The organism is Dyadobacter crusticola DSM 16708 (assembly GCF_000701505.1).
Classification (GTDB): Bacteria; Bacteroidota; Bacteroidia; order Cytophagales; family Spirosomataceae; genus Dyadobacter; species Dyadobacter crusticola.
Map to the genome: position 1 here is coordinate 61,158 of NZ_JNJB01000005.1, position 25,103 is coordinate 86,260.

At 49.6% G+C, this 25,103-nt stretch carries 14 protein-coding genes; 9 read left to right on the plus strand and 5 right to left on the minus strand.

What is annotated here, in order from left to right; all coding sequences use genetic code 11:
• Nucleotides 1-97: 97 nt before the first annotated feature.
• Nucleotides 98-811: a thioredoxin domain-containing protein gene (locus Q369_RS0106385; RefSeq protein WP_031526975.1), complete on the minus strand. Its 714-nt coding sequence runs from the start codon at nt 809-811 to the stop codon at nt 98-100.
• 179 nt (nt 812-990) lie between these two features.
• Nucleotides 991-2,637 carry an arylsulfatase gene (locus Q369_RS0106390; RefSeq protein ID WP_031526976.1) on the minus strand — a complete coding sequence of 549 codons (1,647 nt, stop codon included), beginning with the start codon at nt 2,635-2,637 and terminating at the stop codon, nt 991-993.
• 245 nt (nt 2,638-2,882) lie between these two features.
• On the opposite strand from Q369_RS0106390, the gene Q369_RS0106395 reads away from it, so the two are divergent.
• Entirely contained in the window at nt 2,883-4,175 is a 1,293-nt protein-coding gene (locus Q369_RS0106395; RefSeq protein ID WP_229206759.1) for an alginate export family protein, read from the plus strand.
• 158 nt (nt 4,176-4,333) lie between these two features.
• The gene (locus Q369_RS0106400) at nt 4,334-6,733 is read left to right on the plus strand and encodes an ABC transporter permease (protein WP_031526978.1); all 2,400 of its coding nucleotides are present in this window, start codon (nt 4,334-4,336) and stop codon (nt 6,731-6,733) included.
• Between the two features lie 45 nt (nt 6,734-6,778).
• On the opposite strand, the gene Q369_RS0106405 is transcribed toward Q369_RS0106400, so the two are convergent.
• On the minus strand, nt 6,779-8,668 hold the full coding sequence (locus Q369_RS0106405) for a PAS domain S-box protein (protein WP_084165662.1): 1,890 nt from the start codon (nt 8,666-8,668) through the stop codon (nt 6,779-6,781).
• A 190-nt stretch (nt 8,669-8,858) separates the two neighbouring features.
• Here Q369_RS0106405 and Q369_RS0106410 point away from each other — a divergent pair, with 190 nt between their 5' ends.
• Both Q369_RS0106410 and Q369_RS0106415 read left to right on the plus strand, forming a co-directional pair.
• Nucleotides 8,859-14,186 carry a S8 family serine peptidase gene (locus Q369_RS0106410; protein ID WP_031526980.1) on the plus strand — a complete coding sequence of 1,776 codons (5,328 nt, stop codon included), beginning with the start codon at nt 8,859-8,861 and terminating at the stop codon, nt 14,184-14,186.
• 169 nt (nt 14,187-14,355) lie between these two features.
• Nucleotides 14,356-14,733 carry a RidA family protein gene (locus Q369_RS0106415; protein WP_031526981.1) on the plus strand — a complete coding sequence of 126 codons (378 nt, stop codon included), beginning with the start codon at nt 14,356-14,358 and terminating at the stop codon, nt 14,731-14,733.
• 265 nt (nt 14,734-14,998) lie between these two features.
• Here the strand turns inward: Q369_RS0106415 and Q369_RS0106420 are convergent, their stop codons facing one another.
• Nucleotides 14,999-15,439, minus strand: a complete 441-nt coding sequence (locus Q369_RS0106420; protein ID WP_031526982.1) for a VOC family protein — start codon at nt 15,437-15,439, stop codon at nt 14,999-15,001.
• 453 nt (nt 15,440-15,892) lie between these two features.
• On the opposite strand from Q369_RS0106420, the gene Q369_RS0106430 reads away from it, so the two are divergent.
• Nucleotides 15,893-16,294, plus strand: a complete 402-nt coding sequence (locus Q369_RS0106430) for a VOC family protein (protein ID WP_031526983.1) — start codon at nt 15,893-15,895, stop codon at nt 16,292-16,294.
• 88 nt (nt 16,295-16,382) lie between these two features.
• Here the strand turns inward: Q369_RS0106430 and Q369_RS0106435 are convergent, their stop codons facing one another.
• Entirely contained in the window at nt 16,383-16,970 is a 588-nt protein-coding gene (locus Q369_RS0106435; RefSeq protein WP_051663946.1) for an RNA polymerase sigma-70 factor, read from the minus strand.
• 175 nt (nt 16,971-17,145) lie between these two features.
• Between Q369_RS0106435 and Q369_RS28245 the strand changes: the two genes are divergently transcribed.
• The 4 genes from Q369_RS28245 (at nt 17,146) to Q369_RS0106465 (ending at nt 24,805) form a co-directional block, all read left to right on the plus strand.
• Nucleotides 17,146-18,096, plus strand: a complete 951-nt coding sequence (locus Q369_RS28245; protein ID WP_084165663.1) for a FecR family protein — start codon at nt 17,146-17,148, stop codon at nt 18,094-18,096.
• A gap of 86 nt (nt 18,097-18,182) precedes the next feature.
• Nucleotides 18,183-21,737, plus strand: coding sequence for a SusC/RagA family TonB-linked outer membrane protein (locus Q369_RS0106445; protein ID WP_031526986.1), 3,555 nt, complete (start codon nt 18,183-18,185; stop codon nt 21,735-21,737).
• A gap of 53 nt (nt 21,738-21,790) precedes the next feature.
• Complete coding sequence (locus Q369_RS0106450) at nt 21,791-23,242, plus strand: RagB/SusD family nutrient uptake outer membrane protein (protein ID WP_031526987.1); 1,452 nt, start codon at nt 21,791-21,793, stop codon at nt 23,240-23,242.
• Nucleotides 23,243-24,142: 900 nt separating this feature from the next.
• Nucleotides 24,143-24,805, plus strand: a complete 663-nt coding sequence (locus tag Q369_RS0106465; RefSeq protein WP_031526990.1) for a hypothetical protein — start codon at nt 24,143-24,145, stop codon at nt 24,803-24,805.
• Nucleotides 24,806-25,103: the final 298 nt, after the last annotated feature.

Here is a 25,103-nt window from a genome sequence, read left to right on the forward strand (position 1 = left end):
GTTCTGTTTGCTTTACTGATTGTTGCGGCACAGACCTGAGTAAAAAAACCGGCAGTGCATAATGCACTGCCGGTTTTAACAACTACCCTATTCGTCCTTATAATGCCTGATTATTCAGGATTTCTTCAATCTCGGCTTTCGTTGCGTTACCTTTTTTCTGCCAAACGATCTGGTTATTTCTGTACAGGATCAATGTGGGCAACCCTACTACGCCGAGTTCTTTCACCAGACTTTTATTCTCGTAAGCCTCAATTTTGATCACTTTTACGTTGGAAGCCTGCTCCGTTTTGATGGAATCAATGGTAGGTTCGAGTTTTTTGCAGCCAGGGCAGTAGCGTGAGCCAAAATCGACCAGTACCAGTTTGTCGCTTTTTAGTGAAGCGGTGTATTCATCGAGTGATAAGCCTTTTCCGGTTGTGGAAATCACCGGTCTGCCCAACCCGATCCATTTGCTTAGACCGCCAGGTACCTCCGTCACATCTTTGAATCCTGCATCTCGCAATTGCTGGGCGAGCACGCCGCTGCGTCCATTGCCGATCGAGTAAATGAAAGTAGGCTTGTCTTTGCTCAGCTTCGCGCTTTGCTTTTCGAAATCCGCCTGATCAGCAATGCTAAAACTCACCGCGCGTTCCAGGTGGTTTTGCTGGTATTCCTCGGGGAGCCGTGCATCCAGGATCTGCGCGTTCCTGCCGGCAGCTTTCAATTTCGTTTCAAATGCATCAAAAGTCAGCAGCTCCCGCTTTTGCGCAAATGCATTGGTCAGCAAAAAACTCGCCAACAGCAAAATAATCATCGATCTCAGATTTCGCATAGTATTAGAAAAATTAGGTTTTAAGTTCAAAAGAATGTGATCAGAAAAGAAAAGCAACAAATACAACCCGGAACGCTCCATCATATACGTAGCCCGAAAGCCAATAGCTATCAGCAATCGGCTATCGGCTACCAGCTAATGGCTAACCGCTAAAAGCTCACAGCTACCAGCCTACCGCCTCAAAATGCCGGCGGCCTCCTGTCCGGTCGTGTAGCCTGTGCTCCGATCGGATTGGCAGGTTTGATCTTTTCGTAATCAACCACACCGGTCCTTTCCGCCCAACGCGTGTAATCAGCCGAGAGCTCATTGACGATATCTGTTCTGCTGGCTGCAATGTCTGTAGTCTCGCCGCGGTCGGTTTCCAGATCGTACAGCTCCCATTTGTAAGCAGGAAAAGTTGACACGATTTTCCATTTTCCCTTCCTCACCGCCCGGTTGCCCGCGCGCTCCCAGAAGATCGGCTCTCCTCCCCTGTCCACAACCTCGGCCTTGCCCGTCATTACAGGCAGCAGACTTTTACCTGGCAGCGGATTGGTATTTATACCTTTCATCAAAGCGGGGTAAGCTGCTTTTGCCAAATCGTAAAACGTGGGCGCAAGATCAATGAGGTGTCCTGTACCTTTTACGATTGTTCCGGCTTTGATCTGCTTCGGGAACCAGGCAATAAATGGCGCACTGATCCCACCTTCATGCATGTTGTTCTTGTAGGCCGAATGCGGCGTATTGGATACATAAGCCCAGGGCTGGTCCTGGTACACGTACGAACCGGCTGTCCCGGCCGGACCTGAGTTGCGCTGCGGTTTCCGGGGCGAAGCGCCTGCGTAGCCGCCCTGTGCACCATTGTCCGAGATAAAGATAATAAGTGTGTTATCGTCTTTCTTCAATGCTTTCAGCCGCTCCCGCAGCTTGCCGATGTTCTGATCTACCCGGTCGACCATTGCTGCGTAGATTTCCATTTTCCGTTCCCAAAGCAGCTTTTCATCATAGGGAACGTTGTCCCAAAGCGGCACATCGGGATCGCGTTGCGCCACTGCCTGTTTGGGATCTGCAATACCAAGTTCTTCCTGCCGGCGGAGCCGCTCCTGCCGCAGCGAGTCCCAGCCGATGCTGTACCTGCCTTTGTATCGGGCAATGTCAGCTTCGTGTGCCTGCAATGGCCAGTGCGGCGCATTGTAGGCCAGGTAGAGAAAGAATGGCTTGGCTGTTTTGCTCTGCTCTTCGAGGAAGGAAATGGCGTGGTCGGTGATCTCGTCGGTCAGGTACTTGTCTGGCGGCAGGTTAATGCGTTTGTTATCCTCCACCAGTTCCACTTTCGGACCGTTCCCGTATTTACCGATATCAAAATAGTTGCTCGCGCCGTTGATAAAGCCGTAAAACCGATCGAAGCCGCGCTGGTTTGGCCAGGCCAGACTATCGTTTCCGACATGCCATTTTCCACTCAAAAGTGTACTATAACCTGCATTCCGAAGCACCTCACCGAATGTGAGCGACTCTTTGTTCAGGTAACCCTGGTAAGCGGGCAGCCCCAGGTTTACATTGAAATACCCTACTCCGGCTTTGTGCGGATATTGGCCCGTAATCAACGAAGCGCGGGTGGGCGCGCAGATCGAATTGTTGTAGAACTCACGAAAACGAACGCCCTCGCTGGCAAGCTGATCAATGTTTGGCGTCTTGATTTCAGAGCCGTAGGCACCAATGTCAGAGTAGCCCAGGTCGTCGACCATGACCAGGATGATGTTCGGGCGCGGGTCGGGCGCGTTCTTCTTTTGGGCAAATACAGGCGAGACGCCCAAAAGAGCAAGCGAAAAAAAGGTAGAGAGCTTCATAGTTAAACACCGGCTTTTAAGCAATATAGATCAACCCGAACTTGTCAGAACAGGAATAAAAAAATACGCGTGAGACGATCCTGCCGGTGGTTAACAGAATACTCTATAAATTTGATAGACAAAGTAAAGTGTTTATCTTTGAACAGCCAAGAAATATTTTCAAAAAACTCACTTCTACTCAGAAACTGATCGCAACTTTACTGCCCCGAAACTTACATCCGACAGGAGTATATTCTAAAAAGCTGGTGCGTTACCTAGTATTGTTTATCCTGTTTACAAGCCCGGCGCTCCGCGCTTCTGCCCAGATTGCCGACACTTTGAAGCATGAGCTGACAGTTGATTTCGAGGTCCGGCCGCGGTTTGAGTTCAGGAACAATTTCATGCTCTCCCCTGCCGACCCGGTGATGCCGGAATTGTATGCAACACAGCGGAACAGGCTTACGATCAATTACAAGTCCCGCGGTTTCAGGTTCCATGCTTCTCCGCAGGAAATACACGTGTGGGGCCGCAGGGACAAGCTGTCGCAGGTTGGCAGCATCAATGCATTTGAGCTGTTTGCCGAGCCCGCATTGGCCAAAAACTTTTCTGTAAGAATTGGCCGGCAGGCATTATCGCTGGACAATGGCCGGCTGTTTTCGGCGGCCCCCTGGGCACAGCAGAGCCGGGCGCACGAGGGTTTGCGTTTTTTATACAACGGAAAGTTGAACACCGACCTGACAATCGCATTCACACGACCATACAATGAGCGATTTGAGGCCGCTTATTCGCCCGTTTCCTCACATCAGTACAAGTTACTACTAGTCCACCACCTCAAATACCAGTTTAAGAACAAGCTTACGCTTACCACGATCAACGCGATGGACGTTTTCGAGAAGCCGGCTGAGCACAATAACTATTATCGGCGTGTGACCAATGGCGGTCGCGCCGAGTATGCACACGGGCGGCTTTATGGAACCGTGAATGCCTATTTCCAGTACGGGCACACGGCCAATGCACGGAAGCTCCGCGCCTACTATATCCAGCCGGAAATGAGCTTCAATGCAGCCAGGACTGCGTTCCGCCTGGGTGCCGAGCTACTGAGCGGCGATAAAGCGGGCATTCCTAAGTCCAGTTCCAACTCTTTTGTACCGCTTTACGGAGTAGCCTGGAAGTTCATGGGAAATATGAACCTGTTCACGCGCTTTCCTGCGGATGTGAATGAGAAAGGCTTGGTGAATCCCTATGTTTTTGTAATCCACCAGGCAGGCAAAAAATTGTCGCTGCGCGCCGACGCACATCTTTTCTACTCCCAACATTCCCTACTAAAGTCAGGCGACGCGCTAGCTGGTAAATACCTGGGCTTCGAAAGCGACGTTTCCCTCAATTTCAGGCCGGTCAAAAACCTGGAAATCATTTACGGAATCTCATTTACGCTAGCAGAAGAACGAATGGAATTACTGAAAAAAGCGCCTGACGCTGGTAAGATCCCCGTCTGGAGCTACCTGATGATTTCCTATACGCCCAGGCTTCTGCACATCAAATCCTATCGCAAACAGTAGCGGGCAAGCACGTTTAATGCGCTTCATTTATTTCAGATGTCGCCGGTCTACTTTATGCAAGCAATATGAATTTAACAAAAACATCTTTAATATAAAGTATATTTATATATACAGTTTGTTTTGGTATTAAACAAAAAAAAGACCTAAACACTGCACGTATGCTTTCACATTATCTTACTCTTTCCTGGCGCCGGATGTGGCGGGAACGGCAGGTCAACCTGATCCGGATCGGGAGCCTGAGCCTGGGGCTTGCCAGCGGGCTGGTGATCTTCCTGGTTGTTAATTACATGCTGAGTTTCGACAGGTACCATCCGCACATGGAGCGATCTTTCTGGGTCGTGACTGATGTAAAACGGGAGTCGGTCATGCAAACCGACGCTGCACCGCGCCCGCTTGCAGAAGTACTCCGCAGGGATTACCCTTTCGTGGAAAGTGCAGTAAGGCTGGAAACCTTTTTCGGTCGGACCATCAATGTGCCGAACGAAAAAGGCGGCGCAGCCAGGAAGTTCAGCGAAGCCCGCAATGTATGCTTTACAGAACCCCAGTATTTTGACCTTTTTGGCGTAGAATGGGTAAGCGGCAATCAGAAAAGCGCATTGTCATCACCCAACACGATCGTGCTCAGTGAGCGATATGCTGAAAAGTACTTTAACACCAAATCACCCCTCGGCCGCACATTGAGATTGGATAACCGCGTGAATCTTACCGTCACGGGCATTATCAAAAACCCGCCTTCCAACACCCAGCTGCGCTACGATGCGCTGGTATCCTACGCTACCATTCCGGGACTGGAATCCCCCAAGGCAATGCTCGACTGGCAGGGGCTTCAAAGTATGTGCTTTGTACTGCTGCGCGACGGCACCGAACAGCAGCAGCTGGCAGGCGCATTGGACATCGTGCGCAAAAAACACCTCCCCGCCAAAGAAGCAGCGAACTTTGCGTACCATGTTTTTCCGCTGGAAGACCTCAATCACGAACGCAGCGGAATGGCGCCGCGACCGGTATTGTATGCATTAATGGCGGTCGGCCTGCTACTGGTAGCTGCTTCCTGCATTAACTATATCAACCTGGCCACTGCACAGGCACTGCAGCGTGCACGTGAGGTAGGCGTACGCAAAGTGGTTGGCAGCAACAGGTTTCAGCTGCTCAGACAATTTATGCTCGAAACTGCATTACTGACGGTGGCGGCAGCGATATTTGCCTTGCTGCTCACGCAAATGGCGATGCCACTCGTCAACCAGACACTGGCCGATCAGGATCAAACGCTTCACCCGGACATTTCCATTCTGGACTTAGTGCAGCCCGGTGCATTCCTCTGGTTCGGTGCGCTTGTTGCGGGTGTAATGCTCCTGTCCGGCTTATATCCTTCCTGGATTTTATCCGGGTTTGATCCTGCAAAGGCGCTGACCGGACAGCCTACCCGTGCAAAGGGCGGCTTCACGGTCCGCCGCGCATTGATTACCGGTCAATTTTTACTTACGCAGCTGTTCCTGATCATTGTTCTGGTTATTACCGCCCAGCTGCGGCACATGCAGGCGGTAGACTGGGGCTTTCGCCACGATAATTTGCAGGTTCTCTGGCTGCCGCAACAAGGCAGTGTACCACATCAGCAACTACGCGAAACCCTGCTGAATGTACCCGGGATAGAAGCAGTCACATTCGCGAGCGACCCGCCGGTATCTCCTTACAACAGGCCAAGTCAGTTCAGCTTTCATATTGCCACCGAGCCGGAAGCGTTTGAAACAAGAGTCCGCGCAGCAGATGAAAGATATTTGTCCACTTTCGGGCTGTCGCTCGTCGCGGGCCGCAACTTCAATGTGAGCGACACGACGGGACACGAGGTGATGGTCAACGAAACACTGGTGCGGCAACTTGGCGTGTCGCCGGTCAGTTCCGTAGTAGGAAAAAGAATGCGCATTAAAGATGGTGACCGCACGATTGTGGGTGTTGTTCAAGATTTCCGCTCTGGCGACCTGCACCAGCCTATCCTGCCTGTGACCCTGATCCACGATTTGCAGCATACCGCAATGGCCGTCCTAACCCTTTCACCGAAACATCCCGCAGGGACGGAACAGTCAATTCAGGCTGTATGGGACGCGACCCTCCCCGACCAGCTCTATAAATCCGATTTACTGAACGACCTGCTGAACTCTTTTACGCGAATGGAGCGCCTGCTTGCGGGTTTTGTGCAGATTTTTGCATTGATAGCGGTGGCCACCAGTTGCCTGGGACTATACGGTCTGATCACATTTATGGCTGAAAAACGCGCGAAAGAGATTGGTGTGCGCCGGGTATTGGGCGCCCGTACCGAACAGTTGCTCTGGGTTTTCGGGAAAGAATTCGCACGGCTGCTTGTAGTTGGCTTTCTGCTTGCGGCGCCGCTGGGCTGGTGGCTCACCTCGGGCTGGCTGCAGCAATACGCCCACCGCATTCACCTGAGCGCGTGGCTGTTGCTGGCTACCCTGGGACTAATGGCCTTCATTACGGTTGCTACGGTGATCGGGCACGCATTGAAGGCCGCTTCGGCAAACCCTGTCAAATTCCTGCGGGCAGAGTAGCTGTACGGTTTATCTGTTGAACATACCGGCGATCGTGCCGCAGAATTACAGGTCGGGCACGATCGCTGGAAAAGTTACCTTAAATGTAGTTCCCAGTCCAAGTCCCGGACTACTTACCTGAACGCTGCCGCCATGCAACTCGGCGAGCTGTTTGACCATCGACAAACCCAGCCCCAATCCGCCTTGCGAGCGATCAATAGCCACATCGATCTGATAAAATGTTTCAAAAATATTTTCCAGGTGTTCTTCCGAAATGCCCACTCCATCGTCCTGAACATGTACAAATACCTGGTCTCCCTGCTGTTCAACATGCACTTGCACGTGCCCCTCTGGCAAAGTGAATTTGGCACCGTTATTCAGTAAGTTATTGATGATCTGAACCACGCGGGTCATATCGCCATTGATGTAAATAGGGTGATCCGGCAGATCGACAGTCAGAATACGGTTGGCAGAATTAAACATTGGGCGGGACATCTCGGCCGCACGCGCTGTCACAGTCACCAGGTCGATCGGCTCAGGGCGCAGCGCTATTTTTCCTTTGACAATCCGGGTCATATCCAAAAGGTCATTGATCAAACGCACCATGTGGTCTACCTGCCGCGATAACATTTCTAGCGAAGAAGTCAGCGATTCATCCTGACTGTGTGTCATTTTAAGAACATGAATTACATTCCGGATGGGCGCGAGCGGATTACGCAGTTCGTGCCCCAGCATTGCCATGAATTCATCTTTCCTTTTATCAGCCTCCCTGAGCGCCAGCTCCATTTGTTTTCTCTGGGTCAGATCCCGGGCTACCTTAACAAAGCCGACGAGCTGGTTGTCCGGATTGTAGAGCGGCGACATCACGCCCGACAAGTACACCAGCGATCCATCCTTCCGCTTGTGATAACGCTCATCGAGAGCGCGACCCTCACGCCAGGCAGTAACCTGCTCCTCTTCGTGCTCTCCCTCTATCCGGTCCTGCTCTGTGAATATCAATGCGTCAGGCTGGCCGACTGCTTCTGTCTCGGTATACCCGAATATTTGCTGTGCCCCTGAGTTCCAGCTCGTGATGATACCATCGGGGTCGTGAGTGATAATGGCATGGTCAACAATACTTTCCACGAGTATGCGCAGCCGTTCCTCAGACTCTCTCAGCGCTTCGATTGCACGCTTTTGCTGGGTGATATTGCGGCTTATTTTGGTAAAACCGACCAGTTCACCGTTGCGATCCCGGATCGCCGTGACGATCTCATTAACGAGGATTAAATTACCCCCTTTAATAACCCGCCAGCTTTCGCGCTCCGACCGCCCTGTCAGCGATGCCTCTTCCAGTTCACCTTCCAGCTCTTTTGCCGCAATTTCTTCGGCAGTGTAAAATATGGAAAGGTGCCGGCCAAGGACTTCCTCCGCCGTGTAACCTTTTACCCGTTGCGCTCCTTCCGTCCATTCAGTGATAATTGCCTGAGGGTTGAGCCTGAAAATGGCGTAGTCCGGCAGGTTTTGTACCAATGTTTCGAAACGATCTTCGATCTCCTGCTTCGCCGCGGCGTCGGACATTTGCCGCTCCGGAACATCCACGATAAAGCCGATCCATTTCTCGATGGCGCCATTTGAATTTCTGATGGGTACCATCCTCACATTGGTCCACTTCCAGCCACCCTGAGCTTGCTGCAGGCGAAACCCGGCATTGAGTGGCTGACCAGTAGTAATTGTTCTCGTCCAGGCAATCTCCGCTTCCGATCGCTCGCCCGGGTGAACGGCAGCCAGCCAGCCGGCATCCAGCCAGTTATCAAGAGTTTGGCCCGTATATGCACGCCAGGATCTTGCATCTTCCATCACCTTCCCATTCACATCTGCTTCCCAAACAGCCCGGGCAAAAGCCGAGACGACCACCCTTAGATCTTCGGGTGAAAGCGGCTCAGGTTCTCGTTCATACATCGGTCGTATTTCCATACTTGCTTACTATTTTGGTCATTTCCTGCTTACACTTTGTCGGCGCGCGGACCTGTATAAATTCCATACCAAGAAAGAAGAAGACGCTTTGGCGCCATCATAATTACACCGCATAATTGTGTCGGGTAAATTGCACGTTGACTATAAATTTTTGACTATTTTCGCGCCCCCTTCCATCAGTTACATGTGCATGACCTCAAAAACACGGACAGCTTGTCTGGTACTTCTGCTATTAGCCAGTTCAACCGGAATCTTTGCGCAGCAGCTGGCGCAGCACCGGCTATTTCTCAAAAACAGAGTTATCTCCCTGCCGGAAGGCATACCTGAAGAAAGCGGAATCAGCAATGGGAGGTTACAGGAAAAGGATCATGGTAAGTCGCTGATCATTATTCAGTTCCATGCGATTCCTGATGAAGCTGCACTATCGTATCTCAAAAATAGCGGTGTCGAACTGCTGGACTACATTCCAAACTTTGCGTATACCGCCACAGTGACCGGGCTGATCAACAGCGAAGCATTGAAGAATGCGGGAGTACGGGCAGTTTTCAGGCCGGGAATGGAGGATATTCTCCACCCTTCACTGCAGACTGGGGCAATTCCTGATCATGCCAAAAAAGTCGCCGGAAAGGTGGATGTGACATTGTGCTTCGTCAGATCGTTCAAATCCGATGAGGTAATCCGCGACATCCGGACAAGCGGTTTCGAGCTGCTCTCCGAAGACCTTAAATCCTATCAGCAACTTGAAGTGAGGATCCCTGAAACCAGTATACGCTCCCTTGCCGCATTTCCGTGGGTGCAATATCTCGCCCCAGTCCCAGCCGAGTCTGAAATGCTTAACGATAAAAGTACAGCAAGCACCAAAGCCAATGTACTGGGTTCGACAGCGCTTTTGGGGTATCAGCTTACAGGAGAAGGCGTTGTCGTTGGTCTGGGCGATGATTCGAATCCAATGTTACATCCGGACATCGGGCGACGTGTGATCAGCTATGACATGCTTGACAATACGTGGCACGGGATACATGTGGGTGGAACAGTTGCGGGATCCGGGCTGCTGAACGAGAAGTACAAAGGATATGCGTCGCAATCCAAGATCGTATTGCGACGTAGAACCAACATCCTCATTGATGCCCCGCAGCTTGCCCGGGATTATGGAATGGTGGTTACCAGCAATACATACGGCAGCTCAATAGGTTGTGGTCTCTTTGGCGCATATAGATATGACTCGCCCTTTCTGGACCAGCAGGCGTTCGAACTCCCGCATTTGCAGCATGTTTTCGCCGCCGGGAATAGCGGTTTGGAAACAAACTGCCAGGTATCGCCTTCTGGTTTTGGTACAGTCCTTGGCGGTTACCAGTCAGCCAAAAATGTGCTGACCGTAGGAATGACGCAGGCAAACGGGATTATCAATCCGACCTCGTCGAAAGGTCCTGTCGAAGACGGACGGATCAAGCCGGAAGTCACTGCACCAGGAAGTGCCATCTCTTCCACGGTGCCGGGCAACACGTACCAAAGTGCTTCGGGAACGAGCATGGCAACACCCGCAGTCACAGGCGGCGCGGCCTTACTTTACCAGCGATACCGGCAGCTGAACCAGGAGCAAAACCCTAAAAATGCATTGATTAAAGCACTGATCACTAATGGTGCTGCCGACCAGGGCCTGCCAGGTCCCGACTATACCTACGGATTCGGGCTAATGAACCTGCTGCGCTCGGTCACCATGCTGGACAAAGGCCATTTCTTTTCCGGTACGGTCGCGCATTCGGCCAGGAATACCCACCAGATTGTCGTTCCGGCAAACACGGCGAAGGTAAAAGTGCTCATTTACTGGAACGATCCTGCTCCCTCTGTGCTCGCGGGCGGCAGCGCATTGGTTAACAACCTGGACTTATCCGTGATCAGGCCGGACAACACCATAGCGCTGCCTCAATTTCCTTCGGCAGCGGATCCAACAGCGGCGGCTACGTCAGGCATTGATTCGGTAAATAACATCGAGCAGATTGTTCTGGATGCGCCTGTGGCGGGTACTTATACAGTTGAAGTGGCAGCAACACGGATTCCGCAGGGGGTGCAGGAATATTTTATAGTTTACGATATCATTGAACCTTCTCTTAATATCACCTACCCGCTGGCCGGAGACCATTTGACAAGAGGCGATGCCCTGAATATATGCTGGGAGTCGTACGGAGATGCGCTCAGCACTTTCAATGTCTCGTACTCTCTCAATAACGGAGCAAGCTGGACAACTCTTAACGCCAACGTTCCCGCAGACCAGCGCCAGTTGCCGTGGACGGTGCCGGAAGCAGCGACGGGCACTGCAATGGTCAGGGTAGAGCGGAACGGCAGCACCAGCGTGAGCGGAGCATTTGCTATTATCGGTGTTCCTTCCGTCACGCTTCAATCCGCTCAATGCGAAGGCTACATTGCATTGCAGTGGAATGCAGTAAGCGGGGCTTCTGATTATGAAGTAATGCTTTCGATGGGCGGCGAGATGAAGTCAGTTGGGCTTACAAACGCATTGAAATACACATTATCAGGGCTTTCGCCGGATTCTGTCTATTATGTATCTGTGAGGGCCAGGAAAGATCAGGTGCCGGGCAGGCGCTCGTTTGCGATCATCAGAAAGCCAAATACGGGGACTTGCATTGGAAGTATTTCAGATAATGATCTGAAATTGGAAGCCGTGCTCTCTCCACTTCCAAATGCCAGAAAGTTTACCCACGCCGCCTACTTACCCGAGCATTCCATTCAGATCCGGATCAAAAACCTGGATGATCAGCCGCAGGCGGGACCTTTCGAGATAGGTTACTCACTGGGAGGAGCAATGCATTGGGAAACTGTAAATGCGCCTTTGGCGGGGCTGGCAAGTACTGACTATACTTTTCAGAAGAAGGTTGACTTGACTTCGGTAAATGAAGCTACATTAGTGGTGCGCGTGCGACTTCCCGGCGACCCCGTGAAAGAAAACGATTCCCTTGCTATCAGCCTTCGGCAGGTGCCTAATCCAAAGCTGGCGTTACCTTACTTACAGCATGCCGGATCTCTCCCGGCAATGGAAGTTCGCGAAACAACAGTGGCTCTGAACGGTGCGGAGGCGTACGATTTCATCAGGATAGATGGTGAAGGGCGGCTTAGGACAGCGGTGAAGCCAGGGGAATGGTCTTCTTCACAAGTCGCATTTGTTCTTGATAAGCCGGAAAATAAATTTGGAATGGCCAGGAGCTATTTGGAAGCAACGTATAACCTTTCAGGCTATCGCGTACAGGACGACGAAGTCCGGCTAACTTTCAGAAACAATAACTTCTCTGTCTACCACGACTTCAACAGGGTGTACATTCGCGGTAGCAGCGATGCTCCCTGGATTCACGCATATGCCCAATCTGCCGGAACTTACGGCGAGATTGAGAACGAGTTCAAGGTGGTATCTATCGAGGTTTCACAATTACTCCGAAACAATGGACAGGATTTCACAGCAGGATTTCAGGTCAGATGGGCCGCTGAGACATTCTACACCTACCCGGAAGATGATTTTGTAATTGATAATATCAAGTTATTCAAAACGACCAGTGATATAGAGTTCGCCAGGCTGCATGCTCCTGCGGTAAATCCTTGTGAATCGATTATCCCTCTTTTCATGGAAGCGGTGTTTAAGAATAATGGCAGCGACAATTGTGTCAATGTCCCATTTAAAATGTCCATCGATGGTAAAATCTCGGAACATATCATTCACATCATCAGAACGGGTGATAGTACCACAGCGAATTTATACTACCCCTCTGAGCTATACGCGCCAGGAAAGCACCTCGTCAAACTATGGTGCGAGAAAGACGCTGATATTAACCGGGGCAATGATACGCTGCAGGTTGAGCTCTTCACACCAGCAATGATCACCATTGACAACTCGCGCCTGGAAAACTTTGAGCTGGGGAATGGCGGCTGGTTCACGGAGGGCGACAAATCTTTGTGGCAGTTTGGCACGCCCGACGGAACCGGGAATTCGGTTGCTGCAAGCGGTCTTAATGCCTGGAAGACAGATCTCAGTGGTGCCCAAAGCAATGGAGAATCATATTTGTACTCGCCCTGTTTTTACCTGAATAGGTATCCGTCATACCTGAGTTTCAGCGCGAAGATGGACCTGGAAGCCTGCGACGGGAATGATTGCGATATGTTGTACTTAGAGTTTAACACCGGATACGGATGGTATCGGCTGGGCGCCAATGAAGCTGGAACAAACTGGTATAATCAGGAAAAAGACGGGCTGGGTTACTGGAGTGGAAAGGCAGCAACCGGTTGGCGCGTATTTACGGCAATGCTACCGTTTTATGGAAACTTGCGGCTCCGTTTTGTTCTTAAAACCAACAGTAGTGTCGCCAGAAATAATATCGTCATCGATGACGTACATATTTACAGTATGCCTTACGATATCTATGATGGCGGTTCCGATACATCCCAAACCGGTCCTTCCTATTTGCCTGATGGAGAGTGGGTGCCGTATTTGTTAGGTGGTCAAATTGCCATGGCAGTCGACCCGCGCGGGCAGGATATTGCGCATATCAGTCTTAACTCTTATCTCAATGAAGGCGCATTGCGATTCAGCAAAGACCAGCTGATCCTCGACAGGAATTTGATGATCCATTCGGAAGGCAATCTGGAAAAGCCTGTGGGCTTCCGGCTGTACATTCCTGAGGCGGACATAGAGCGGCTGGTATCAGCCACAGAACACCCGGACATGCGCAAGCCTTCGTCAGTTTACGACCTTACCCTGACAAAATACGCAGGACCAAACCAGGATGGTGATCTGGCCAACAATACAAACGATGGCTGGGACTACTTTCCCCGTGAAAAGGTCGCAAAGGTTCCCTATCAAAACGGGTATTACCTGGAATTTGAAACAAAGACCTTTTCGGAATTCTGGCTTGCGGAAAGCTACATTGGTACAGGCACACCTCTGCCTGCCGAGCTGATCAGCTTCAATGCAGAGAAAAGCTATTCCGGCGAGCATACAGCGGTTCTATTGAAGTGGGCGACTGCTTCGGAGAAGGCTTTCAGTCATTTTGTTGTCCAGGTGGCGGTTGGTTCTGATAATGTAAAAAAGGGATTGTTTACCGATCTTGGGATCATCGAAGGGAAAGCAATGCAGGGTACGCAGCACTACTCTTTTGTTGACGCTAAATCCACCTTTCGCAACACACATTATTATCGCCTGAAAATGGTTGATGCCGATGGTAGTTTCACCTACTCAGCAGTGCGTGCGGTCATTTTCAATGCAATACCAGACTGGCGCGTTTTCCCAAATCCATCCCGGGACATTTTCAGGCTTGAACCGCAAGGTGAAGTAAAAGGACCTCTTGAAGTCGATATAATAGATCTTTCCGGCAAGGTTCGAAGGCAAATGAAATTTCCGAAAGTCACATCAGTTCTGGATATAAATCTCGGTTCACCGGACCTGCCCGGTGGGCTTTATCTGCTCAAAGTGAAGTCAGAAGAAGGAGAATCACGGCTTAAACTTTTAAAGGAGTAGCAAGAGGTACATGCAGCGTCAATCGGCTCATTCCTAACGAGTTTGACCGATCGTCGGTGAGTTATAACCATTGAAATTCTCTTTTTTTAATCAGGGTGAGGTCGATTTCTTTCGTGTAAAGGGCATAACTTGGCGCAGAGATGCAAACAAAACAATAACAATTTATCACATGAGTACAAATGAAAATGCTGCTGCACCAGCAGTACCGATTTCAAAAGCATTGGTTTCCAATGGATTTCTGTTCATTTCTGGTCAGATCGGCTCGGCTGGCGGACAGCTGGTGACAACATCTTTCCAAGATGAGGTAAGACAGGTATTTACAAATATTGAAACAATACTCACCGAGCATAATCTAACATTCAGTCACATTGTAAGCGTTACGGTATACCTGACGGATATGAGGTATTTCGACGAGCTGAATGCTGTGTACCAAACCTACTTTACCGACCGCTTTCCGACCCGCACATGCATTGCCGTCGCAGGTTTGCCAAAGCAAGCGAGGGTAGAGCTGACTACCATGGCCAGCTTGGAGTTAAAAGCGAGCTAGCCGGAAGGAGATAAATTGATTCGTCATTGGCGCGAACGTTAATGAGAATGTCCTGTGGAGCCTCTTGTAAACTCGCAGATAATTTGATGATGATTGTCAAAACCCGTCTGCGATAAACAGGAGGCCCCGCAGGGGCCTTATCACTATTTGCATCCACCTTCTACAAAGGTGAAGCCGCTCTGCGGCTGGCTGTTGCTGGGCCTTAAATGCGCGCCGCTCTGCGGCTATATTTACATTATACTCTCAGGCGGCCTTTTTTCTTGCATTAATTATCGCTGTCGTAGTTCGGATCAAACTCTACAATCCACTCAATCCCGTATTTATCCCTGAACATTCCGGCGTATGTACCCCAGGGACTTTCACCCATTGGGCCTTCTACATTTCCGCCTGCTGATAGTCCATTGAACAACTTGTCGGCCTCTTCCCGGCTTTCTGCACTGATTGATATCTTGGACCTGTTTTCATTTTCATTTACCCGTCCCATAAATGCCGGAACATCGTTGGCGATTAGCACATTGTGTTTTCCGATCGGCAAAACAATGGTCATTATCTTATCCGCTTCGCTTTCCGGTATCGGGAATTCATCGCTTGCCAGGTCTTTGAAGCGAACGATCTTGGTAAAGTCGCCACCGAAAACTGATTTGTAAAACGTGAATGCCTCTTCTGCATTTCCATTGAAGTTGATCCAGGGATTGATTGTTCTCATATTTTTTGTTTTAGGTTTATTCTGCTCACCCTTTTTAGCATTCCCGTTTGCTGATTAACTGAAATGCTGTTGTTATGTCAGCATTGATTGAAATTGATGCTGACCACGCAAAGTTGAAATTTACTCCTGCAATTAAACCTGTGCAAATGCGACAATTTAGAGGGTGAATACCGCCAAAAAGGAGTCTTTACCCTTATCAATTAAACCAAGTTCCAAAGCATCCAAAATGAAGTTTGCTCACCAATTTACCCTCCTGGTCTTCGCCAATATCTTCACGTCCTGCAAGAAAACGCAAGATAGCGGAAGATAGTCCACCCGGGAATAAGCGGCGCACAGGATTGAGCTGTGCCATTTAAGTGTCAAAAGAAAAGTTTTACGAATAGTCGGCGCTGCTGACACACTGTTGTCATGCGGTCAATGTTGCTTTGAGGAAATATTTGATCCTTATTAACTATGACATTCAATTCAACACGGATTATCACCGGCAACATCAATGCAGTTATCGATTTTTATCAGCAAATCACCGGATGCTATGCTCACCGGCTCACCGAAGACTTTGCCGAATTCCGCACTCCCCTGGCAACATTAGCGATTGGCAGCACGCGCACGCTCAACTTTTTTGGTGGAGAAAGTGTGGCAACGCCTTCTACAAACCGTTCGGTAATTTTAGAATTTCGGGTCGATGATGTGGATGCGCACTATGAACGGCTGTCTCATTTTCTCAAAGATGTCATTGTACAAATACCAACAACAATGCCCTGGGGTAATCGATCATTTTTGTTCCGGGATCCCGATGGTAATCTTATCAATTTTTTCACCCCCACTACGCCCGAGGCGGCTCAGCGCCTTAAATAGACTAATCTGCTGATGATTGGGCGATCTACCAACTTTGGGAGTATACCAATGCCAGTAACAGGAATGGGTTCGAGGGAAAACGGCTTTGTCAATGCAAAAATTTAAACATCAGCATGAACAACACGAAATCTTTCAGCCGGAAGCGCAGTATCCGAAGTGCGCGGGTGAGATGGTATTCAACAACTTTTGAAGAAACATTCAGACGGTCGGCGATTTCCCGGAGCGACAAATACTCCTGCCGGCTCATTCTGAATACCGCCTGAGCCGGCTGCGGAAGCTCTTCGATTGCCTCAGCCAACCTCGACTGTAACTCGTCGAAATCAAGGGTTTCGTCTGTAAGATATTTCCCCTCAATTCCCTGCTCATACAGCTCCTGATGAACACGCTCGCGTACTTGCTGCTTGTCGATGTAATCGTAAATCTGGTTCCTGATTGCTTTATAAAGGTAAGCTTGCAAAGACGAGTGAATGCTGATCTGATCCCTTTTCAGCCAAAGCTTTGTAAATAACTCCTGCACCATTTCTTCGGCCATTACCCTATCGCGAAGATGATTGTAGGCGACAGCATATAATGGTGTCCAGTACTGTTCATATATCCTCCTGAACACCGCCTCGTTTCCGGCTTTCAGGTCGGAAATCAATGCGTCTTGTTCTGGCGATGAAGAGGAAAGCTGCATGAAGATAGGAGATATCTGACCCTCTAAATAAGTCTAACAATATTAAGTATTATCCTAATCAGACCACCATGTAACCCCCGGATTTTATTTTTTTATGAAAAATCAAAGATTTTTCTTCACGGCAGTTTAGGAGGTTGTCAGTGTAAACCGTCATACAATACACCGACCAAACTGTATGCACCCAAAACAACTACGCTATCTGATCCGCCGCTTCCGTGAGGGCACCGCTACCGCCGAGGAACGCGAGCTTCTTGAAATGCATTGGAAGCACATGCTCGACCAGGAGGCCGATGACGGGCTTTCCGAATCGCAGCGATCTGTTCAGAAGCATGATGTATTTCAAAATATCGTCAGCACTATACAGCAGCAGGAACCGGGCTCATTCCGGCGCATCCGGCCGTTGTACCGGAACCGGTGGCTTACCGTCGCAGCCAGTTTGGTGGGTATCGTGCTGATAGTGACAGCTTCCAGGCTGTGGCTATCCCGCTCCGCGCCGCTCGAATACCAGACTGCCTATGGAGAGCGAAAGCATATTGTACTGCCGGAAGGTTCGGAAGTTTGGCTCAACGGCCATTCCAAGTTACGCTATGCGCCCGATTCGCTCGGGAACAGGGAAGTGTGGCTCGACGGAGAGGCACAGTTTTCAGTGCGGCACACTGCCAATCACAACAAGTTTGTGGTACACATGGCCAACAGGCTGAATGTGGAAGTGCTAGGTACTGTATTCAATGTGGTAAACAGGCACGGCGACGTCAATGTCGTACTCCGCTCAGGTGCGGTTCGTGTCGTGGATGAAACGCGCGGCACCCCCGACGTTATCCTGAAACCAAATGAAATGATCAGCCGGAGCCGCGCCAGGCCTCTACTTGCGAAAGCCGCCGTGCAGGCTCAGCCGCGCCTCGGTTGGAAAGACGGCGCGATGTACCTGGAAAACAAACCATTGGGGGAAATCTTCGACTGGATTCGGGATACTTATGGCATTCATGTCCAATGCGTGCCCGAACTGAGGGATGAGACCTTCGCAGGGACGATCCCGACAGACTCTATTGATTCTTACTTCACTATGATTGAGAAACTCTATCAGGTTAAAATCCGCAAAGACGGTCAAACCTACCTGATAGAATGAAAATACTCACCTGCGCTTCCGTCCCCGCCAAGGTAAAAAGCAACAGGTGATCTTACTTATTTCCAAACCCTAAATTTAGTATTCAAATGAAGAAAAACTTACTGTTTTGCAGTGGCTGGCTGATTTTTAGCGCCGGGATGCTGACGCATTCCAGTGCACGCGCGCAACTGGTCGCTCATGCGCCCACCTTCGTTCAGCAAAAGCCAGCTCAGCCTGGCAAAGAAACCAAGGTAACCCTGCCCCAACTTTTGAAAAGTTTATCAACAAAGTACGGAGTAGCTTTCAATTACAATTACAGGCAAATGAGCCAGAAGGTCGTGGACGCGTCCCTCCTGGACCGTAAGACCGGCAAATTGGAAACTATTCTGACGGAGGTACTCACACCGCTCGACCTGATTTTCGAACAGTCTGAAAAGAAGTCATACATGATTTACAGCCGCCCTGCAGCGGCACCGTCGTCCGGCTCTCCTGCCGTGCCCGAGCGGGCGCAGTCTTCTGTAAGCGCGATCGAACCATCGCAGGTTGTCAGGGCCGAGCGCTCACTAAGCGGTGTTGTTAAAGACGAGAAAGGAGAAGCGCTTCCCGGTGTAAGTGTCGTGGTCAAAGGCACCCAGCGCGGAACCAGCACCAATATTGAGGGAACATACGAATTGTCGGTGCCCGATGGCCCTTTCACCCTGATTTTCAGCTTTGTTGGTTACGTACCTCAGGAGAAGAGTATTGAAAATGAGACCGTGATTGACATTACCCTGCAAACGGACACCAAGGCTTTGGAAGAAGTGGTGGTAGTCGGTTATGGTACGCAGAAACGCGCAGATGTGACAGCAGCAATTTCGTCGGTACCGATGAGCGAGCTGCGCGATATGCCGGTTTCCAATGTGGCTACGGCGCTCCAGGGAAAAATCCCGGGCGTGGTAGTTCAGCAAAACAGCGGTTCGCCCGGTGCCACGCCTGCGATTAAAGTACGCGGATTTGGTTCGATCAGTGCCGGCAATTCGCCGCTGATCGTAGTTGACGGCAACATTGTAAACGCCAGCATTTTCGCCAACCTCAACCCCAATGACATTGAAAGTATGGATGTATTAAAAGATGCATCGTCAACGGCCATTTACGGTTCCAAAGGTTCGAATGGAGTTATCCTCGTGACCACAAAACAAGGTAAAAGCGGCAAGCCGAGCGTGAATCTTGATATTTTCACAGGCTTTCAGCAGGTCAGTAAGAAGCTCGATCTGATCAATTCACAGCAGTTTGCCGAATTCGGAAAAGATGCTTCCAATAATGCGTACCTGGACAATATTCCCGGGGCGAACATTTCAGATCCGAACAGCCAGCGCCCGACTGATTACCTGCGTTACCGATATCCAAGAGGCGAAGTTTTCGAGTGGCTGAACTTCGACGACCCGGCGAAGGTAGCAGCGCTTCCTTATATTGATTATCAGGACGAAATCTTCCGCACCGGCAAGATGAGCAGCTATCAGCTTTCGGCTTCGGGGGGTTCAGATAAGGCGCGTTACAGTATCAGCGGTGGGTATTTGACGCAGGATGGTGTGATCCGGCGGTCGGCAATGGACAGGTATACCATGCGTGCCAATGTGGAAGTGAATGTGCTTCCGACTTTGAAACTCGGTTTGATTATTAATCCTTCGTACAGGACACAACAGGAAGTGCGCGACGCAGGCCACTGGGCGGAAAATGCGGTGGTCAACTCCGCACTTTCCATCATGCCATTTATCCCGATTTATGCGGCGGACGGCTCTTATACTTCGCAGACTGCATTTGCAGCACCCTATAATTATCCCGGAACTACAAACCCCGTGGCCAACATCACGGAATACAACAGTCAGTACATAACCACCAACTTATTAGGAAATACTTACGCGGAGCTCAAACTCTTCAAAGATTTTACCTATCGCGTAACAGGAAACGTGAACTTTATGGGCAACCGGCGCAATGCATACCGCACTTCCAGAATGCCGCTGAACCAGATTCTGCCGCCGTCTGTCTCCACCGGTACCGCATACTCCGACCAGGGGCTGAGCTGGCTTTTTAACCAGACACTGAATTACAGCAAGTCTTTGAATGACATTCACAATTTTGATGTGCTGATCGGGATGGAATCGACCAAATTTCAGTATCAGGACAGTCAGGGAACCGGCAGCTCCTACCCTAACGATGTGGTGGAAACACTGAACGGAAGCGCCAGCGGCACTACCACAACCGCAGTTTCCTTCCGAGTGGAAAATGCATCTGCTTCCTATTTTGCCCGGGCGAATTATAATTACAAAGGAAAATACCTGGTGAATGTGTCCGTGCGTCGCGACGGTTCTTCCATTTTCGGGTCTGAAAACCGGTGGGGTACTTTCCCGGCGGGATCGTTGGGCTGGCGGATCAGTGAGGAGGATTTTGTGAAGAGTATCTCAGCGATTTCCGAGGCTAAGTTACGTGTGAGCTATGGTCTGGCAGGGAACAATGCATTTACAAACAACTATCCTTACGTGGCCACACTTCGTTCCGACAATTACAGTTTCAACAACTCGCTGGTCAACGGACTGGCGCCTTCGTCCCTGGCTAACCCGCAGCTTGGCTGGGAGCGCAGCCAACAGCTGGATGCCGGGATTGATGTGGGTTTGTTTGGAAACCGCGTTTTCCTGATTATAGATTATTACCGCCGCATTACCAAAGACCTGTTATTATCCGTGAACGTGCCTACGGTGACCGGTTTCGGAACGGCAGTGAAGAATATTGGTAAAATGGAAAACAAAGGCTGGGAATTTGCATTGAACACCCGCAACCTGACCAAAGCCTTTGTTTGGAACACCAGCCTGAACCTTTCATTAAACCGTAACAAAGTACTGGCACTCGGACCCACGGGCGATCCGATCCGCAGCGCCAGTGGTGTGGGCGAGACCAACATTACACAAATCGGGTCGCCGATCGGAAGTTTTTTTGGATTTAAACAAATCGGCGTGTTCAGAGATCAGGCTGATGTAGACAGCCACCCGCACGACGCGACTACCCGCCCGGGCGATGTGAAATATGAGGATATCAACGGCGACGGAAAGATCGACGCGAACGACCGGACGATTATAGGCAACAATCAGCCGGATTTCATTTATGGAATGACCAACACATTCACCTACCGAGGTTTTGACCTGAACATCGCGATTCAAGGCACGCAGGGTGGGGAAATTCTGAACCTGAGCCGCCGGTTTATTGAAAACCTGGAAGGGAATGCCAACCAGTTGAGCACCGTACTGAACAGATGGCGATCCCCGGAAAATCCCGGTGACGGCGTAACACCCCGCGCCAATGCACGTACTACCGGTAACAACAATGCGATTTCGACGCGCTGGGTAGAAGACGCGTCTTACCTGCGCATTCAGAATGTGAGCCTGGGTTATCAGCTGCCGACCTCCCTGATCAGCAAGGCCAGATTGCAGCAGGTGCGCATTTACGCTTCGGCGCAGAACCTGTTCACATTTGCCAAATACCTCAATTACAATCCTGAGGTAAGTAATTATGAGGCGGCAACGATTGTTACCACTGGAGTACCGCTGCCCGGGCCGCTGGCAGCCGGGGTGGATTACGGGTCGTATCCTCTGGCCAGGACTTTTACGCTGGGTATCAACCTGGGATTTTGATCAGGATATAAACCGTCCGAGCGATCGGCATTTCTTTTAAAACATTGAACACGATGAAAATAGCAAGATCATACATTTTCCTGGTCGCCACTGCCCTGCTGACTTCATGCAGCGACAGCTTCCTGGACCTCCAACCCATTTCGACGCCGACCAGCGACAATTTTTACAAAACCGCCGACGATTTTAGAAATGCGGTCAATGGCGGTTACGCCGCATTACAGTCGGGCGGACTGGCTGGCAATAGTTACGTTTTCGGTGAAATCGCTTCCGACAATACTGTTGCGGTAGCTTCCGGCTCTATAACTGATCAGGATGAATTTGACAGGTTTTACATCCGAACTACCAATCCATTTATTTCCGCTCGCTGGAACGAAGCTTACAATGCAATCGCGCGTTACAATACCATCCTGGAAAGAATAGGCGGGGTAACAATGGATGAAAATTTGAAAAACCGGTATATCGCCGAGACGAAGTTTTTGCGTGCGGTGGTGTATTTTACTTTGGTGCAGACTTTTGGCGACGTTCCGCTGATTTTGAAACCTGTTGCCAATCCCGATGAAGGTTACGCTTTTGGCCGGACATCCAAAACAGAGGTATATGCGCAAATTGAAAAAGATTTCGCCGAAGCGGAAAGTGTACTGCCTGTCACCTACCCTGCCGCTGATATTGGCCGGGCGACAAAGGGTGCTGCGAGAGCGTATCTGGGCAAAGTGTATTTGACACAAAAAAAATACGCGCCCGCCGCAGCCAAACTGAAAGAAGTAATAGACCAGGGCACTTATGCACTGCTGCCATCTTACGCGGATGTTTTCAGGGTTGCAAACAAAAACAATAAGGAATCTGTATTTGATGTGCAGTACAAATCGGGCGGCGCCAATGAAGGAAATAGTTGGCCAAACTCCTTTGCCCCGCAGAATTCCGGCAACTCGGTGATCGCATTTGGTGGTGACGGAAACAATGCACCGACATTGGATATCGTGAATGCATACGAGACGGGTGATCTGCGAAAAGACGTTTCTGTGGCTACCTCTTATACCAACGCAGCCGGCCAGGTGATCCCCGACCGATTTATCAAAAAGTACTACGACGTGCCTGTTGCCAAAAACGATAACGGTAACAACATACCGCTGATCCGCTACGCAGATGTACTGTTAATGTACGCCGAAGCCCTGAATGAAACTGCTTATCAGGCAAATGGAGAGGCATTTACATACCTGAACATGGTGCGCACCCGTGCCGGTCTTCCTAGCAAAACATCGGCCAACACTGCTAACCAGCAGGCGTTTCGTTTGGCGATTGAACAGGAAAGACGTGTGGAGCTGGCATTTGAGGGCCACCGCTGGTTTGACCTCGTCCGCACCGGCCGCGCAATACCTGTACTGAACGGTAAAAAGGAGCAGATCAGGCTGGTCAATGAGCTGACGGAGAACAACCTCGTTTTCCCGATTCCTCAAAGTCAAATTGATATCAACCGCGACAAAATCACGCAGAACCCGGGTTATTGATCTTTGTATTTTTTTTGGAAAGCCGGCGAATGAACATTTGCCGGCTTTTTTCGGCTTCAAAAATTACGGTGCTTTCGATATAAGTAGCGCTGACGTTATCGGCGACTTCTGTAAGTCTTGCCCGTTATGCTGGAAGTTTGTATACTCATAGAGCAAAAAACATTTGTTGTCTTTTTGCTTGTACCAGACATCCAATGTGTCAGAGTCAGACATATTCAATTGCAAAATCAGCGATGATTTTCCGTTTTTATTTTTGGCACAATCCCCGGAAAAAACATACCCTTCGGCAGCGGGCAGATACTCTTTATTTAAATAGATCCATTCGTTCTCCCCGGGATCAAAAAGCTTAATGGAATCCACCGAGTAGTAAGATTGCGTTGTACCCACCAGATTTTTGCCTTGGGTACTAACAATCGAAAACCTGATTGGTGCTGTGACCGGAGCATCGACAGTGTCCGAACAATTTTCACAGGCAAAAAAAGCGGATCCAGATGCTGTGAGAAAGAGCAATAAAGTAAATAGATTAGGACGAGATCTCATTTAATAGTCATTTAGAGCCAGACAAAACTAAACTAACTTCTGTTATAGCGTCTGTACTATTTACGTGGAAAGAGTTATTTAGCATCCAAATACGACGTGATATGAAAAGCCGCTTTATCGTAAGGAAATATGAAGATATCGATTAAAGTCTCATACAGCCAACTGCTGTTTCCGGCAATAAAGAATCTGAGGATTATTTCAGGGCTATCAATACAATGAATGGTTACATTAAACTGTAGGAGTCTCAATATATCAGGCTGATTGAGTAAATGCATTTGCTCTAAAAGATTAATTACCGCTAGCGGATTGCATTATACTAAAGCGCATTATGCAATCCGCTAGTCAAAATCCTATTAAATTATGAATCATTTTAATTTTGAGTATAGCCGCATTTGGGTTGCGGCTGGCCTTTGTTTGCTTGGCTTTGGTATAGCTATTTCAATTGCTCTATTGCTTCCAGACTTTGGAGAGTTTTTAGGGATACCTATCACTCCAATCGCATCTTTCATAATTGGGTTTATTTTCTTTCTATCGAACCGAAAAAGATGGAAAGGGATTGGTGAAGCTACTATCCTTGAAAATTCACTGGAAATAACATTGAATGGCAAAGCCAGGATCATTCCATTTGAAAGCATCACGTCGTTCCAAGTGGAATACGGTAATGGTACAGCGCTGGAAATATGGTTACTTAGCGAGCCCAAACTCAGCATTTTTGCTAATGAAAACTTCTGTAACGCAGCACCGTTTAACACCTTTTGCGATGAATTGGAAAAAACCTTAATTCTTTACGGACGAGCCAACGATTTGGCTCCAATGAGAAAACCGTCGCTTTACGAAAGTAAATGGGCTCTTCCGATCCTTGTGTTAGTCACCGTCGTTTATTTCGGTGTTTTGATCCGTGCTGGTATGCTACACAAAGAGCTGAAAAGGAGTGCTATTTACGGCCTGTTCTTTATCTCTATGCTCTGGACTGCATGGTTCGCCGCTTGGGTAAAAAAGAGCAGGTTGAAGGAATTGAAATAGCAGATGCTTCACCACAGCATTGTTTCCCACCTTACGAACAGAGCGTAGATAGAACTTATAGTCTGCAATGAATGCGAAATCAATGCGGCTAATATCGAAGTCCGTAACATTGTAATTTGCCTTTAAGAAGTTTCCGTGTGGCGTCAGTTTAGGCTCACAATCCCGACCGGTCGCACGTGTAGTCTTACAAGCCTAGTCAGCGCAAGATGTCCATCGCGTGGACACGTTGTCTTTCAATTAGTTATGCGATTTCTGGTGAGTAAACTTTGCGGGCAACTGACTCACCGAATTACTCACC